Genomic DNA, 15533 nt, shown 5'->3' on the forward strand with positions numbered 1-15533 from the left:
ACAGGGAAGTTAAGCCCGTTTGCGCCGATGGTACTGCCACACCAGGTGGGAGAGTAGGTCGCCGCCTTCCTCAAAGCCCGATACATTGCGTATCGGGCTTTTTTGTTTTTATATGGTATCTTTGCACGACGAGAATGTTACCTTAACCAATTCAATTGAGCACCAAATCCGACCCTATTCTGATTGAAGAAAAACTGAATGCCTATTCCCATGCATTGGGGATAGTACTGGCAGTATTAGGAGGAATATTTCTTTTTCAAAATGATCTGGAAAGCAACCCTTATATGAGAGCAAGCATTATCGCTTATACAACCTCCCTAATAGTATTGTTTTCAGCTTCTACCATTTATCATGCAGTAGAAAATCCTAAAATAAAGAAGAAACTTAGAATCCTGGATCACATTAGTATTTATTATTTGATTGCAGGAACGTATACCCCAGTTTGTTTATCAGTGCTTTTACCATCCAAAGGCTGGTTGTTGTTCTATTTGGTTTGGGGAACTGCACTTTTTGGTACTATCCTTAAAATATTCTTCACAGGTAGGTTTGAGGCGTTCTCGCTTGTGCTTTATGGTGTAATGGGGTGGCTCATTGTAATTGATTTGCCTTACCTATTGGAGCATATGTCTTCCATGGGACTTTTATATCTAGCCGTGGGAGGCGCTTTTTATACCATTGGAATACTTTTCTATGCTGTAAAAAAAATACCATATAATCATTTGATATGGCATTTTTTTGTACTTGGAGGGGCTATCAGCCATTGGTGGTTAATCTATTCTTTAATCCAATAAAAAATTTGGTGCCCGATTGTAGTATCCTTGTACGGTGGAATTAAACTTGGATTCCATACTGGGAGAAACTGTATAGGAGTATTTGTTATCTTTTATCACACCATCCAAATAGCCATTATAATCTACTAATCCTTGAAAACCTTTTAGCTCAACTTGTTGCACTTTGAAGCCATCATTTTGATATACCGTATAAAAACCCCATGATTGTATTTCCTCAGGAATTTGTGGCAGAATCACTTGATTCATTTTTTCGCTATCATAAACCAAATTCCATCGATAGGAGACGTTCATTCCATTGATGACCTCTGGAGTTTCAGAATCGATGAAAATTTTACCAACTGTATGACCTACACCAGATTTGTTGATGTCGATTTGGTTGTTTAGGAAGGTATAATCAATAGTCCAATCCACTGGAGTGAAACTACTTTCAGGCTGACCAGTTCTTTCCGTAAAATAATCATTTATTCTTACGGTATATTTATAATCGGTAAAAGCATCACTGATGAAATATGGTATACCATTGGGCGGTATGTACCCGTATCCGTGGTTGTGAATTTGATGATGTACATTGTTATTGAAATCTTCTTGGTTTAAATAACCACGGATGTCAATTGTAGAGCTTTCAAATGCCTGTCCGTTCATAAGAGGTTCATAAAAGCGTGTTTCTACACCTTGAGTCGTAAACATATCTGCAGTAATGACCAGATCGGGAGCAATATTGGAATCCAATAAAGCATAGGAGTAATTATTCAGAGTGTTATTGTACAGAGCGAGGTAAAGCGAATTAGATTGTAAGGCATTGTTGATATTCTGTTTCTTAACAATCGACACATCGCCTGTTGGGCCACTTTCCGCTTGATTAAATCCTCCATAGTAGTCAAATCCTTGGAGCACGAGGTTTAATTCATCCGTGAAATCAAAATTTTCTGTTGGAATCACATAGGAATTTGATGAATTTAAAAACCTTTGGTACGTGTTCAGATTTATTACCGGCAAAACTGCTGGCGATATATTTTGTACGGTTGTGAATTCACTTGCATTACCTATTGAGCCACTGATGTATTCGCCGAAAGTGAGCATATACTCAAAATCACCGGTAGTTTCCATATTGGTATGAAGTCTTATCATTTCGGTATCACTATAGATTCTTTCTACATCCAATAATTGGCCATCCATACCTGAGGCAAAAACAAAAAGTCTTGCTGAATCAGGATTGTAAAAACCTGTCGGGATGTTGATAGTAATCAATCTTCTCAATATTTCGATCGGAAATTCCTCAACGGTCTCGTTGCCCAGTGCATCCGAAGATTTAATAAACAAACTGATTGCGCCTGTATTGAATAGATAAGGGTCTAATTCCCACTCATAAGTGGTTTCACCTTCAAGAGCCAACTGGGATATATCGGCCATTAAAAACTGCACCGAGGAAATTGTAGAATATTCATCAGAGATGGTTGGGGAAAATAAAATAGGTTCATCAATAATTTGATTTGCCGCAATGGATTCTAATGAAATAGTGGGTCCCGTGTTGTCTGAAATAAAAGGTACGGCATAGTTGGCAATGTTTTCTGCTAAATCTATGGCTTCGATTCTCAAGATATTTTCACCATCGGATAATTCCAGGGTATTTAGGTTGATTTCATACGTATCGCTTGTATGCTCTTCCAATAAGGTGCCGTTCAAATAAGTTTTTACAGAATTTAAACCTTCATTGTCAGTTACCATAAAAGTTACGGAATTGGTTTCTCCACCTATGATCTGACCCTCTGCAAGGGAAACATCTGTAATTGCTGGTAGTTCATTATCAATATGGATGACCTGTTCCTTGGACGTTTTATTTCCAGAAGTATCGGTTACGGTAATTTTTAAGATATAGTCCGTATACTTGCCAGTTAACGAATTTTTAGAGGAATAACCAGATACATCGATTACGATTTGATAAGGTGCAGCGGTATCTTCGCCCACTTTTTCGTTATTTATAAAGGCCTCTACCTTTGCAACCCCACCAGCATCTTCAGCATCAATATCCACAACAATCTGGTTGCTTACCACAGGCGTTTCCGTACTTGAAGCACCTGAATTTACAGGAATGGAAAAATCAACATTCGGGGCTACCGTATCTGGTTCTGGAGTAGGTTCTTCTGAATCTGAGGAGCAAGAAAGTAAAATAAATAAGCTTGATAAAGCAACAATGGTTAGTCTTGGTAATTTCATTTTGGTATTTTGTAAGTACCTAAATCTATATGAATTTGACAAAATATCATGTCTGAAATTCATAAAAATGTAAGAAAAATCCGTAACTTATTGTTTAAGAGTTAGATAGGTCGTAGCTCGGGATCAATCCAAAACAGAGCTAATTTTTACACCAAATAAGCAATCCCGATTCCCAATATGATCACCACCAATTTTCGAAGATTAAAGGCGTGTCCCTGTGCACTTTCGAACAAAATAATGGTGGATATATGGAAGAATACCCCAATGGCCAATGCAGTAAGTAGATGTCCGTAATTAGCCACCAAAGGTGATGTTGAAATATAGCTTCCCAAAGGGGTCATCAATGAAAAGGCACCGATAAAAAATAAGACGGTGGACAATTTCATTTTTGAATTGATCAAAAAAATGCTCAAAATGATGGCTATCGGAATCTTGTGGATGATGATGCCATAAAGGATGGAATCGTTGTCATGTATCGGGACTCCTTCAACCAATGCATGAATGGAAAGACTTAGAAACAACAATGTTGGAAATTTGTTTTCCTTTAAATGTACATGCATGTGCCCGTGCTCCGCTCCTTTGGAGAAAAATTCCAAGAATACCTGTAGCAAAATCCCACCTAAAATATAAAGGGCTATGTTTTTTGGATCATGGCCGTTATATACATCGGGCAATAACTCAAAAAACGTAAGTGATAACAGAAATGCGCCGCTAAAAGCCAGCAGAAGTTTAATATTGTCATTGTTGTTTGGTTTGGTGAACCATACAAATGCAAACCCTGCCCAAACGGCCACGATGGGGATTATATAGATGATAGCGGAAGGAAAATCCATAGTAGGGATTAAAGGAGCAAAAATAGCCTATTTTTACGGAAAGTTTTTAAGATAGTATGGCAGGAAATTTTAAGATGATGGCCAAAACCCTTTACGGATTTGAACCGATTTTGGCGAAGGAGCTACGTAATTTGGGTGCTGGGCATGTGGAAGAAGGAGTTAGGAATGTGACTTTTGAAGGGGATACGGGGTTTATGTATAAGGCCAATCTTTGTCTTAGGACGGCCTTGAAGGTGTTTAAGCCTATAAAAACGTTTAGGGTTTTTAATGAGAAAGACTTGTACAGGCATGTGTATGATATGGATTGGCCCGATATGTTCGATGTGGAAAAAACGTTTGCCATTGACAGTATAGCCAATACAGAGGTTTTCGATAACTCCATGTTTGTTTCCTTAAAGGCGAAAGATGCCATTGTGGACAAGTTTAGGGCAGTGGTTCGTGATCGTCCCAATGTAAAGACCCAAAATCCAGATATCCGAATCAATATCCATATTTATAAAAATACCTGTACGGTCTCATTGGATAGTTCCGGGAATTCGCTTCATCAGAGAGGCTACCGTATTTTGACCAATATTGCACCGATAAATGAAGTGTTGGCCGCTGGTCTGTTACTTAAAAGCGGTTGGGACGGTCAGACTGATTTTTTTGACCCCATGTGTGGTAGCGGAACTTTTTTGATCGAAGCGGCCATGATTGCCTGCAACATTCCGGTAAACATCAACAGGGAGTCGTATGCATTTATGCATTGGAACGATTACGATGCTGAGCTGTACGATAAAATTGTTGATGCAAGTTTAAAAAAGGTCAGGGAGTTCCATCATAAAATTATTGGGTATGACAAGGCTCCTTCGGCTGTAAGAAAAACCCAAGAGAACGTGGACCATGCGAACTTGTCGGATTATATAACTGTGGAACGGAAAGACTTTTTTAGGGCGGACAAGCCTGTTGAGGGAAAGCTTCACATGGTATTCAACCCACCATATGGGGAACGATTGCCCATTGATATGGAGATTTTCTATGGAAAAATCGGGGATACCCTTAAACAAGTATACCCTGGTACAGAGGCATGGTTGATTACGTCTAATTTGGAGGCGTTAAAACATGTGGGTTTAAAGCCTTCCAAAAAAATAAAGACCTTTAATGGGAAGTTGGAGGCAAGGTTGGTGAAGTACGATATTTATGAAGGTAGTAAAAAAGCTAAAAAACAAGACTACGATTAGTTGTGTGTGCAACAAAAAAGCAAAGCTTTGTCTTAAAATAGAGTTGGATGGAGCTAAAAGAAATGTTTAAATTTGAAGATGTGTTTAAAACACGACTAACTAACTCAACCAAATTTACGAAAGGAGTCCTTTTAGGCTCCTTTTATTTTTCTGACCAAATGGCCAGTTCGTTGCCCGATGGATCTTTAAAATGGAATCTTTTTCCACCTGGGAATTCAAAAATTTCTTTGCTAATAATACCTCCAGCAGTTATTACTTTTTCCTGGATTTCTTCCAGGTCTTCGTAATAGAGGACAACAAGTGCACCATTGACGATGGGACCTTTGGTCAATTCAAACCCCCCGGCAACACCTATTTTGGAAAATGATGTGTAGTTTGGACCGTAATCGGTAAACGACCAGCTAAAGGCATTGGAGTAGAACGTTTTCGTTTTCTCAATATCCGTGGTCTTGAACTCGATGTAATCGATGGGAGCAGTCTTCATATTATTGTCCGTTTTCTTCTTTCTTCTTTTTTGATTTTTTGTACAGTGGGATAAAGTAAGAAATGGAATAGTTGTAATTAATACCAAAATTACTACCGTCGGTAACCTTATTGAATCCAGGAATCCATAGGTTGGGGAATTGTTCATCTTCGGAATTGGTGATCAAAAAGCCCAATCTTGCACTCATGCCCACAAAAATATTAGCAAACAATTCCACTTTGGCGCCTATAACAAATTCAAGCCAAGAAGCGGAAAGTCCGCTAAACTCTCTATTGGGTTCTGAACCGAGCAAAAAATCCGGGTTGAAAAACCGATTTGTTTCATAAAGGCTGTAATCGTACAAAGTGTGGTTGAAACTAGCTACTGCATAGCGTCCACCAATCGTGATTGCGTTGTTCATACCGAACCAATTGTCGTATGTATTTAAATCAACTCCAGCTTTAATATAGCTGCCAGAGGTTTCATAATCGTACAAAAGGGTATTGTTTAAGGTCTCGTCCTGTCTTTTGGTTTCATTCCCAATTTCTGCAGCCAGATATAATTTGTGGGTAAGCCTATAGTCACCTACTAATTCAAGTCCGGTATAATCCTCATCAATAAAAGAGAGTACCAGTTTACTGATATCTGCACCAACACGTAGACCATATTCATCTTTGTACTCTACCGTATCTTTTTGTTGTAGATCGATAGGTTGGCTTTGTGCCTGAACAACAAAGGGGAGCACAGTGATAAGAATGCTAATGAAATATTTTGACATGGATGTTATTGGTATTTTCTACGTTGGGTTCGACAACCGTAATATCTTGGATCCAGTTTTCAGTACTTTCGGAGACAGAAACGGATATATTATTGTAATTGGCCACAAATCCACACGCTCGTGAAACAAAAGCTTCGCCCAGATCGTAAGAAATGGTCAAGGTGTCTATATTGCCAGTTTCCGCCCCGGTATCGGCATCATCCTGGGAACTGTAAATGATTTGATACGTTGTGGCTGTGGCATTGCTCCTTAAAGGGACTTGAAGTGAATCGGGGGAGTTTGATCTATCATTAAATGATTCATTGGTTAAAATACTATCTATATCTATACTCTTTATGCGTACGGACGGAACTCTTTTGAAAGCCGTTGTATCCTCAATATCATAAAAACCAATGACCAATAGCGGCGTGTCGCCATCAACACAAATATCATCCTTTTCGCAGGATGACACATAAAAAATTATGAATGCTATAAGTAGGATGGGGATTATCTTTTTCATTATGGTTGCCTAAGGGTTTTAATTCGAAAAACTACACCCGTTTTTCCAAAAGTACAACATTTTCAACGTGGTGCGTTTGAGGAAACATATCTACGGGTTGCACCTTTGTGACCGCATACTGTTCTTTCATTAGCGCTAAATCACGTGCTTGGGTTGCACTGTTGCAGCTTACGTATACAATTTTTGGCGGCGCTACTTGCAACAATTGCTCAACAACCTGTTTGTGCATCCCATCGCGTGGCGGGTCGGTAATGATTACATCGGGTTGCCCGTGCTCCGAAATAAAATCATCATTGAACACATTTTTCATATCGCCGACATAAAAATCCACATTGGAGATATTGTTGTGCAAGGCATTTGCTTTGGCGTCTTCAATGGCTTCGGGAACGGATTCCACCCCGACCACTTTTTTGGCGTCTTTGGATACAAATTGCGCTATGGTTCCCGTTCCTGTGTACAGATCGTAAACCAGTTCATCACCTGTTAGCCCTGCAAAATCCCTAGCTACTTTATAAAGCTCGTAGGCTTGGGCAGAATTGGTCTGATAAAAAGATTTTGCATTGATTTTGAACTGAAGGCCTTCCATTTCCTCGAAAATATGGTCGCGACCTGCATAACAGATGACTTCTTGGTCGTAGATGGTATCGTTTCCTTTGGAATTGATGACATATAACAAGGAGGTGATCTCCGGGAATTTTTCCTTTAAATGGTTTAACAGAAGTGCCCTGTTTTCTTCCTCATCTTCAAAGAATTGGATAAGTACCATTATTTCTCCAGTGGATGATGTACGAATCATCAAAGTTCTTAACAGCCCTTCTTGCTTTCTTGGGTTAAAAAAGGACAATCCATTTTCGTTGGCAAAGTTTTTAACCTCCAATCGTATCGCGTTGGACGGGTCCTGCTGCAGATGACATTTTTTAATATCCAGAATTTTGTCCCACATGCCCGGAATATGGAAACCCAGGGCATTTCTGTCCTCAATCTCCTCGTCTGAATTTATTTCTTCCTGCGTTAACCACCGACTATCGGAAAAAGAGAACTCCATTTTGTTCCTGTAGAAATATTGCTCTTTGGATCCTAGGATTGGAGTGGTCTCGGGCAATTCCAGATTGCCTATGCGTTTGAGGTTGTTCTCCACCTCTTTTTGTTTAAAATAGAGTTGGTGTTCGTAGCCCATATGTTGCCATTTGCATCCACCGCAAGTGCCAAAGTGCTGGCAAACAGGTTCCGTTCTTTTATCGGAAAGGGTGTGGAATTTGGTGGCAACTCCTTCAAAATAGGCTTTTCGTTTTTTGGTGGTCATCACGTCCACCACATCACCGGGCACGGCATTGGTCAAAAAAATTACTCGTCCGTCCGGGGCTTTCCCTACGGATTTGCCTTTTGCACCGGCATCGACCACTTCTACGTTTTCAAACGTTTTTCTCCTTCTGTTTTTACGCATGCCGCAAAAGTAAGTTCTTTTAAAGAACTCAGTCGTATGTCAAGTCAAAAATTAAATGTGCCGGAGTAATTATGGCCATTTTCCCTCCAGTACTATCTCCTACTGTACCTGATACTATGCCTACACATTTTGGAGTAGTAGAACCAAAAACTAGCGTATTGTTGAAAGCTCCCCCAGAATAAAAAACAGGTCCTCCACTAAAACCTCCAATAGATGGGTCTTGAAGAAGAATATGTATCAGGCTTTTTCCATTAAATACATCATTATTGCCATAAATATCCTTGCTGTTTTTAATGAATACATTGTTTGAAGCTAACCGAGAAGCTTTTATTAGTGGATTAAAATTAGGTGAGATTCCATAACCTAATGGAAAACCAACCGTATAGTAAAGATTGTTATTGTTAATTGTCGAATCTGGTATTTTTTGCATAAAATATTTGGAATCTAAAAATCTATGTTTGATGGTATCTAGAACCTTCTTGTGGTTGCTTAATTTTAGGATAGATAAATCGGCTTTGTCATGGGTTCTCCAAAGAGGAACTAATTTGTTTTTAATTAGTTTGATTATTGGAATATTGAAAGTATCCTTTTCAATGCTACCCAATGAGATATAACTATTTGAATTTGTAATTGCTTTTATATGCTCAGCAGTTACCAAATAGTACTCATCATTATTTACCATTAATACTCCAGTTCCTGTTTTTTTTGAATACAGACTTTCTTTTATCATTACAATCGATTCTAATATTTGATTCGTTGTGATGATGGAATCATTTTTTTGCTTTTGTCCAGAACCTTGGGCAAAACAAATTAAAAATGTGAAATAACACGCAGATTTAAATATTGGTTTCATTTATAAGCTTTCTACTAATCTCCGTATTTTTTTTAAAATATTATTTATAAATAGGTTATTAGAAATTGTATTGGGTATTTACATTTTGTAATTTGCGGGCACTCCAAGGGATGATTTCTCTCCCACGCTGCTTTTTCGAGACTTCGAAAGAATAAAGGTACAGTAGGAATGGTTATTTTATCAATTTTAATCATTTAATGAAATGGCTGTTTTAGAGCATTTAACATCGCAGCAAGCGATAGATTTGGAAAACAAGTACGGAGCACACAATTACCACCCACTTCCTGTGGTTTTGAGCAAGGGTGAAGGTGTTTATGTGTGGGATGTGGAAGGAAAAAAATATTATGATTTTCTCTCTGCATATTCTGCTGTGAATCAAGGGCATTGTCACCCAAAAATTGTTGGGGCCATGGTAGAGCAGGCAAAAACATTGACCTTGACATCACGCGCTTTTTACAATGATATGTTGGGGAAGTATGAGAAATATGCCACTGAAACCTTTGGTTTTGACAAGTTGTTGCCCATGAACACAGGGGCTGAAGCTGTGGAGACCGCCCTGAAAGTATGTAGAAGATGGGCTTACCAGAAGAAAGGCATTCCAGAGAACCAAGCCAAAGTGATTGTATGCGAGAACAACTTTCACGGTAGGACAACCACTATCATTTCCTTTTCCAATGACGAAGTGGCAAGGGAAAACTATGGCCCATACACAGAGGGATTTGTAAAAATCGAATATGATAATTTGACAGCGTTGGAGAATGCTCTTAAGAGCAACCCGCACGTTGCCGGTTTCTTGGTGGAACCCATTCAAGGTGAAGCTGGTGTTTATGTGCCATCCGAAGGTTATTTGAAAGGGGCGAAGGCCCTTTGTGAAAAATACAATGTGCTTTTTATCGCTGACGAGGTGCAGACCGGTATTGCCAGAACAGGAAGGCTATTGGCCACTTGTGGCAATTGTAGCTGCGCTGATAAAAACTGTAGCGGCACACCGGATGTGAAACCCGATATCTTGATATTGGGCAAGGCCCTATCGGGAGGGGTGTATCCTGTATCGGGTGTTTTGGCCAACGACGATATTATGGAAGTGATCACTCCTGGTAGCCACGGGAGTACTTTTGGGGGAAACCCTGTCGCTGCTGCGGTAAGTACCGCGGCTTTAGAGGTGATCAAAGAAGAAAACCTGGCCCAGAATGCCGAGGAATTGGGCGAACTGTTCCGAGAGGAGCTGAACAAATTCATCCCTACCTGCGACTTGGTCGTGAAGGTGAGGGGCAAGGGATTACTCAATGCGATCGTGATCAACGATACGGAAGAAAGTTCCACCGCGTGGGATATTTGTATGGCCCTTAAGGAAAACGGTTTGTTGGCCAAGCCTACTCACGGTAACATTATACGGTTTGCACCACCTTTGGTCATGAACCGCGAGCAATTGATGGACTGTGTGTCCATAATTATAAAAACCCTGAAAGATTTTGAAGTAAAAGCTTAAATAAAAACCGGGGCAGTTGCCCCGGTTTTCAATTAAAAATCTCCTTTGGATTCTATCGACATTTCACAACCAAAATTATCCACAAAGTAGTTGTCCAAATCGTCTGCTTTTATAGCTAGGTTTTTCAGATTTCCTTTGATTTTTTCTGCATGATCTGTAAATATATCAGATAGGTGTACTCTGTACGATAGATAGATTTGGTTGTCATGGATGCCCAAATAATAAGGTACTGTATTGCCTTCCAATAAATGGTTCAACAGTTCTTGTATATTTTGTTTTGGAAGGTGGTTTATCGGTGAGGTGGCTACCAAATAATCTTTTTTAAAGACAAAGATCCTGATCAGGGCGCTGCCTTGATGGAATTCCCAAAAATCCCTGCCTGCACGGCCGAGCACCGGGTTTATTCCGAGATCTTCAAGTGCACTTTCTACAAATTGGGCAAAATGGCTTTTTTCAAACTCTTCCCAAATAGAAATATCCAAAGTGTTACCGCAATTGGCACAAAATTCTGATTTCTGATCGATGTAATTATCGCACGAATTGCATTTCACATTATAGATTGATTTGTTTTGAAGTAGCTCGAAATCATTGATTTCCTTTATCAAGTCCAAATGTTTGATTCCAAATCCCACATTGTCCGCATTGTTGAATTTTGATGTGGTCACCCCAACCAATACGCCTACTTCATTAAGCATGGGACCTCCGGAATTCCCGGGGTTTACCGCCGCGTCGGTCTGTATATAATTTCTACCGCCCATGGGCTGGTTTGTGGCGGAAACAATTCCTTCCGTAATGGTATAGGGCATGCCAAAAGGATAACCGTTGATAAAGATTCGTTGGGTGTTCGCAATTGTAATTTCTTCTTGCAAAGAAATATCCGTCTGTAGGTTTTTAAACCCATCAATGCTCAAAAAGGCAAGGTCCACTTCTGGATTTACCATAACTACCTTGGCAACATACCTATCTTTTTTATGGTCTTCAACGGCGACTGTTTTTTCTCCTTGGATCACATGGTAATTTGTGATGATGTGGTCATGGCCACATACTGTAAAACCGCTTCCTGTTCCAGAAGCTGTTACGATTTTAAATACTGATTTTCTTATGTTTTCCACTTTAATTTGTTTCTGGTTAGCTGAATAATCTTGTGAAGAAGCCTTTTTTGGCTTCTTGTTTACCATTGGCAGTACCTGCTGTACCGTTTAAAAAGGCATTGAAGGTATTGAGCAATATGGGCTTGGCCTCATGCAGTTCTTTACCTGAAATGTTTTCCAGGACATCGTAAATGGAGTCTTGGTGATGCTCCTCCAAATTATAATCATATATCATTTTTAAGAAGGAATGCTGTAAATGGTAGCAGAGCATTAAATCGTTGTCCTTTTGTATAAATGAGTTGACATATTTCTCCATATTCCTGGCATGGTCCTGTAAGATTTTATCGGAACTGCGCCATTTGAGCGAGATCAAGGCTTCAGCATGATAAATATCCTGCATAAACTCTTCTTTGGATTTTGCCTGTAGCGTTTGCATAAAGTTTGTTCCTTTGTCAATTCGATGGTTAAAATCGATTTGGCCATTGAATAGATAGCCCACATATTCTTCCAATTTGGTTCTTAATGTGCCATGGACACAAGGAATGTTGACAATTTTCAACAAAGAAATCACGATAATGTCCCATTGAAAGTCATCCCATCTTTTTTCTTTGAAGAGTTGGCTGTAATTCTTGTAGTCCTCCAAAATATCACTGATTTGTTGCCAAACGACCTCTTTTTCCTCTTCGGACAATGTAGTGACCCTTGATTCCTTATAGAACTCGGCGTTGTATTTCTCAATGAATTCATCATCATAATTATCGGCATAAACGCTTATTTCCCTTAATAGATCATATACTTTGTGGGGCTGACAAAGTTCTATTGTGGTTTCATGTTCAAACCATAGGGCATTGCCCCTAAGATGAATCTGTGCCAATGTCAACGGATTGAAATTGATTTCTGCCACTCTTCTTAATAGGGCGACTTTGTTTGTTTTTCCAGTGATTTTTACAAAAGGAGCCTTAATGGAAAAGATTTCTTTTGTAATAGAAATATGGATCTCTGCGGAACCCTGGCCTTGAACAATTTGGATGTCTTTATCCGTAGAAAGGCCTTTAAGTACATTGGGATTGATGTAGTTTATGGTTTCGATCAATGCCGTTCTATGGTTTTTGGCATCGTAAGCTACCATTGCTTTGTTCCAGTAAGAAACGTCCATAAGAGGGTCGTTCTCACTTTTAATAGGTCTTGTGAACCTAGGGAGTACATGTTTCATTATTTATAGGTTAAGAAATTACAAATCAGATTTGGGTGAGGTTGATTTGTTTTCCAAGTGAGGTTGAAGAAAATTATGCTACTAATATAGTCTGTTTTTGATAATGGGCAACATTAAATTTCTTCTATAATGTAAATAATCAGTATGTTGAGGTGCTAACACACCGCGGCCTCTACTAGCCTAAGTTGTTTTTTATAGGCATTGAAGCTCGCTTCAATACCAATGGGAAGGGTTGAGTTTTGGGGAATATGTCCAAAGCTCATCCCATAAACCGCAGGTATGTTCAAAGGTGCGATCCTATCCATGATCACTTCCCTTAATGTAAAGTTTTCGGTAGTTCGTTTTCGGTCGCAGCCTTTACAAACTCCAAAAATAATTCCCTTGGCTTTAGTAAAACTTTCCACATCGGCCAGTTGGGTAAGCATGCGGTCTATGCGGTAGGGAGCTTCCTCGACATCTTCCAATAGAACCAGTTTGTCCGTAAAGTCAATTTCGTAAGGAGTGCCTATCAAGGCTGCCACCAGGGTCAAGCTACCTCCAACCAGTTCTCCCTGCCCCACACCGGGGGTTATGGTATAGCGATAGTATTCGCTGTTGCGGTATTGTTTTGGGTCTTTTAGTATCGCATTGTTGATGGGCAGGGACTCATGAGGTTCCATCAATACTTTTTTAAAGTATTCTTGGCTGTACTCATTGTCCAAGGTTTTGCCGACCGGACCATGGAATCCAACCAGACCGGTTTTTTTATAAATGGTATTGATCAATGCTGTAATATCACTAAAACCAATCAACGCTTTTGGATTGGTTTCTATAGCTTCATAATCCAACATATCCAAAATCCGGGTACATCCGTATCCGCCTCTGGCACACAAAATGGCATTGATATCGGGGTTGGCAAACATTTCGTTCAAATCCTTTGCCCGTTCTTCATCGGTATTGCTGAAATAGCCGAAATTCCCTTTTATACGATCTGTGTAATGGGTTTTGAATCCCATTTTCTGCAAGGTATCAACAGCTAGATAGAGTGCTTCCTCTGCTACGGCAAACCCAGGGGCAACCAAACCAATGGTATCGCCCGGATTTAGTTTATTGGGTTTTATTTTGTTTTTGGGTTTAGATGGCGATTGGTTTCCCCAACTTGTTTGATGCAAGAGAGTTGTAGCACCAAGGGCCGCGGCGGATTTTATAAAGCTTCTTCTTTTGGACATCTAATTTGAATTATGCAACGCAAAGGTAAAAATGCACAAAATTTAGAAGAAAAACGTTATCTAATCACTGTTTCTTTCGGCTCTTCTTAATTGTCTTTGTATTTTCCTAATAGCTGATTCTATGGACTTTTCAGGTTCTATTATATTGTATTCACCCCAAAAGTTAGGGTCGGAAAAACCGGAAGCCTCATCACTTAAAATTATTGATTTTTTTATTCTTTCCCTGTACCTGGGTCTATTACCATTTATGTTTTTTTCCCAATCTGTGATCGCCATTTCAGCGGTCATGCTATACTGTGAGTTGAACCATTTATCCTCCCAATCCACTTTAAACTCCATAAAAACGCTACTGTAGCCATAATACCATTTGCCGTCCTTTTCACGGTAATCAACCCGATAGGATACCTCGGTAGGCCATACATCAACCCTTGCGGGTTTTTTACGAACAAATAGCTGGGCCGCTTTTTTTCTATCTGTAATGTTCAAGGAAAAGATGGCACTGGTCAATACTTTGTTCTCAACATCAATGTACAATTCCCCTTGGTACAAAGGTTCATAAATTCCTGGGTATTGGTTGAACTTGATCACATAGATCAATCTGTCATTGGTCCTTGTAGAGCGGTCAAATGTAAATTTGTAATTGGATAGCGCCTCTTCGGAAAATATATATTCGGGATATTTCATCATATCCACATATAATGTATTGTAAGGTCCACCTTGAAGTTTTAGGGCAACCGTATCCAATTTACTGTAATCCGTGCTTTTACGTGCTTTGTAGAGTTCAACGGCATCGTCTCTGAACGAACTATAAGGTGTTTTGTAAATATTTACCACCGCTTCTGCCAAGGAAACATTTCTCCTTCTCCTTTTTATGGTTTCCCGGTAAAATGCGGTCATAAGTGTTGGGTCTTCAAAATAATTTTCATCCCTGTTCTTTAAGGTTTCCTTTACCAAGGCCAAAGCATCTTTAGGTGCGTTTATATTTATTTCTGAAAGTTGGGTTACCGACACCTGCAGCGAAATCTCGTTTTTTTCCGGCTCAAGACTGGCAATAGGAACCATTTTGGTTCTGTAGCCCAAAAAGGATACCACTACATTTTTATTAATATGCTCCCTTGGTACCTTTAAAAGAAAATTACCTTCGGTATTGGTGATGGTACTAATGTTGGTACCCTCAACGGTAAGTGTGGCAAAAACCAAAGGTTTGTTGCTCGATTCTTCGGTTACTTCGCCACTGTATTGATTAAAATCGACTGCTGTATCATTTTGCTGGAATGCCGATGCGTCTCTTGGGATTAGTATGGCCAAGGCGCATAATCCAAACAACAACAGTGCTGAAGATTTTTTATTTAAAATTGATAATGAGGTTTGTAATGACATATCTGCAATTTTTTCTTTTACTAAAAATACGAAATTTTGAAGATACGCATGAAGACA

Annotated in this window: 14 protein-coding genes; 3 read left to right on the forward strand and 11 right to left on the reverse strand. The window is 39.4% G+C overall.

The annotated features are described in order from the left end of the window. Positions 1-155: 155 nt before the first annotated feature. Entirely contained in the window at positions 156-791 is a 636-nt protein-coding gene (trhA, locus tag J0X13_RS14295; protein ID WP_207072070.1) for a PAQR family membrane homeostasis protein TrhA, read from the forward strand. Here the strand turns inward: trhA and J0X13_RS14300 are convergent. Together J0X13_RS14300 and J0X13_RS14305 are read right to left on the reverse strand one after the other, a co-directional pair. After that, complete coding sequence (locus tag J0X13_RS14300; RefSeq protein WP_207072071.1) at positions 780-3005, reverse strand: Ig-like domain-containing protein; 2226 nt, start codon at positions 3003-3005, stop codon at positions 780-782. The two genes, trhA and J0X13_RS14300, sit on opposite strands and share 12 nt — an antisense overlap. Positions 3006-3151: 146 nt before the next feature. After that, positions 3152-3838 carry a ZIP family metal transporter gene (locus J0X13_RS14305; protein ID WP_207072072.1) on the reverse strand — a complete coding sequence of 229 codons (687 nt, stop codon included), beginning with the start codon at positions 3836-3838 and terminating at the stop codon, positions 3152-3154. 56 nt (positions 3839-3894) lie between these two features. On the opposite strand from J0X13_RS14305, the gene J0X13_RS14310 reads away from it, so the two are divergent. Beyond that, a complete protein-coding gene (locus J0X13_RS14310; protein WP_207072073.1) occupies positions 3895-5058 on the forward strand; it encodes a THUMP domain-containing class I SAM-dependent RNA methyltransferase in 1164 nt (387 codons plus the stop codon). Positions 5059-5200: 142 nt separating this feature from the next. On the opposite strand, the gene J0X13_RS14315 is transcribed toward J0X13_RS14310, so the two are convergent. Genes J0X13_RS14315 through J0X13_RS14335 form a run of 5 tightly spaced genes read right to left on the reverse strand, consistent with a single transcriptional unit; the run spans position 5201 to position 9095 of the window. Then, positions 5201-5542: a VOC family protein gene (locus tag J0X13_RS14315; RefSeq protein WP_207072074.1), complete on the reverse strand. Its 342-nt coding sequence runs from the start codon at positions 5540-5542 to the stop codon at positions 5201-5203. 1 nt (position 5543) lies between these two features. Beyond that, positions 5544-6299 carry a DUF6048 family protein gene (locus J0X13_RS14320; RefSeq protein WP_207072075.1) on the reverse strand — a complete coding sequence of 252 codons (756 nt, stop codon included), beginning with the start codon at positions 6297-6299 and terminating at the stop codon, positions 5544-5546. After that, positions 6280-6798, reverse strand: a complete 519-nt coding sequence (locus tag J0X13_RS14325) for a DUF6452 family protein (RefSeq protein ID WP_207072076.1) — start codon at positions 6796-6798, stop codon at positions 6280-6282. The genes J0X13_RS14320 and J0X13_RS14325 overlap by 20 nt, the downstream gene beginning before the upstream one ends. 31 nt (positions 6799-6829) lie before the next feature. After that, positions 6830-8242: a 23S rRNA (uracil(1939)-C(5))-methyltransferase RlmD gene (rlmD, locus tag J0X13_RS14330; RefSeq protein WP_207072077.1), complete on the reverse strand. Its 1413-nt coding sequence runs from the start codon at positions 8240-8242 to the stop codon at positions 6830-6832. A 28-nt stretch (positions 8243-8270) separates the two neighbouring features. After that, positions 8271-9095: a S1 family serine peptidase gene (locus J0X13_RS14335; RefSeq protein WP_207072078.1), complete on the reverse strand. Its 825-nt coding sequence runs from the start codon at positions 9093-9095 to the stop codon at positions 8271-8273. 202 nt (positions 9096-9297) lie between these two features. Between J0X13_RS14335 and rocD the strand changes: the two genes are divergently transcribed. Beyond that, complete coding sequence (rocD, locus tag J0X13_RS14340; protein ID WP_207072079.1) at positions 9298-10584, forward strand: ornithine--oxo-acid transaminase; 1287 nt, start codon at positions 9298-9300, stop codon at positions 10582-10584. A 32-nt stretch (positions 10585-10616) separates the two neighbouring features. Here rocD and J0X13_RS14345 read toward each other — a convergent pair whose 3' ends face one another. From J0X13_RS14345 to J0X13_RS14360, 4 genes are all read right to left on the reverse strand, one after another. Further along, positions 10617-11696 (reverse strand): trypsin-like peptidase domain-containing protein, encoded by a 1080-nt coding sequence (locus tag J0X13_RS14345; protein ID WP_207072080.1) that lies wholly within the window; start codon positions 11694-11696, stop codon positions 10617-10619. A gap of 16 nt (positions 11697-11712) precedes the next feature. Next, positions 11713-12888: a type III secretion system chaperone family protein gene (locus J0X13_RS14350; protein WP_207072081.1), complete on the reverse strand. Its 1176-nt coding sequence runs from the start codon at positions 12886-12888 to the stop codon at positions 11713-11715. A gap of 155 nt (positions 12889-13043) precedes the next feature. Next, on the reverse strand, positions 13044-14096 hold the full coding sequence (locus J0X13_RS14355) for a S66 peptidase family protein (protein WP_207072083.1): 1053 nt from the start codon (positions 14094-14096) through the stop codon (positions 13044-13046). 60 nt (positions 14097-14156) lie between these two features. After that, entirely contained in the window at positions 14157-15476 is a 1320-nt protein-coding gene (locus J0X13_RS14360) for a carboxypeptidase-like regulatory domain-containing protein (protein WP_207072084.1), read from the reverse strand. Between the last annotated feature and the right edge of the window lie 57 nt (positions 15477-15533).

Origin of the sequence: [Muricauda] lutisoli (nom. illeg.) (assembly GCF_017313105.1) — a bacterium.
Taxonomy (GTDB): Bacteria; Bacteroidota; Bacteroidia; order Flavobacteriales; family Flavobacteriaceae; genus Flagellimonas; species Flagellimonas lutisoli.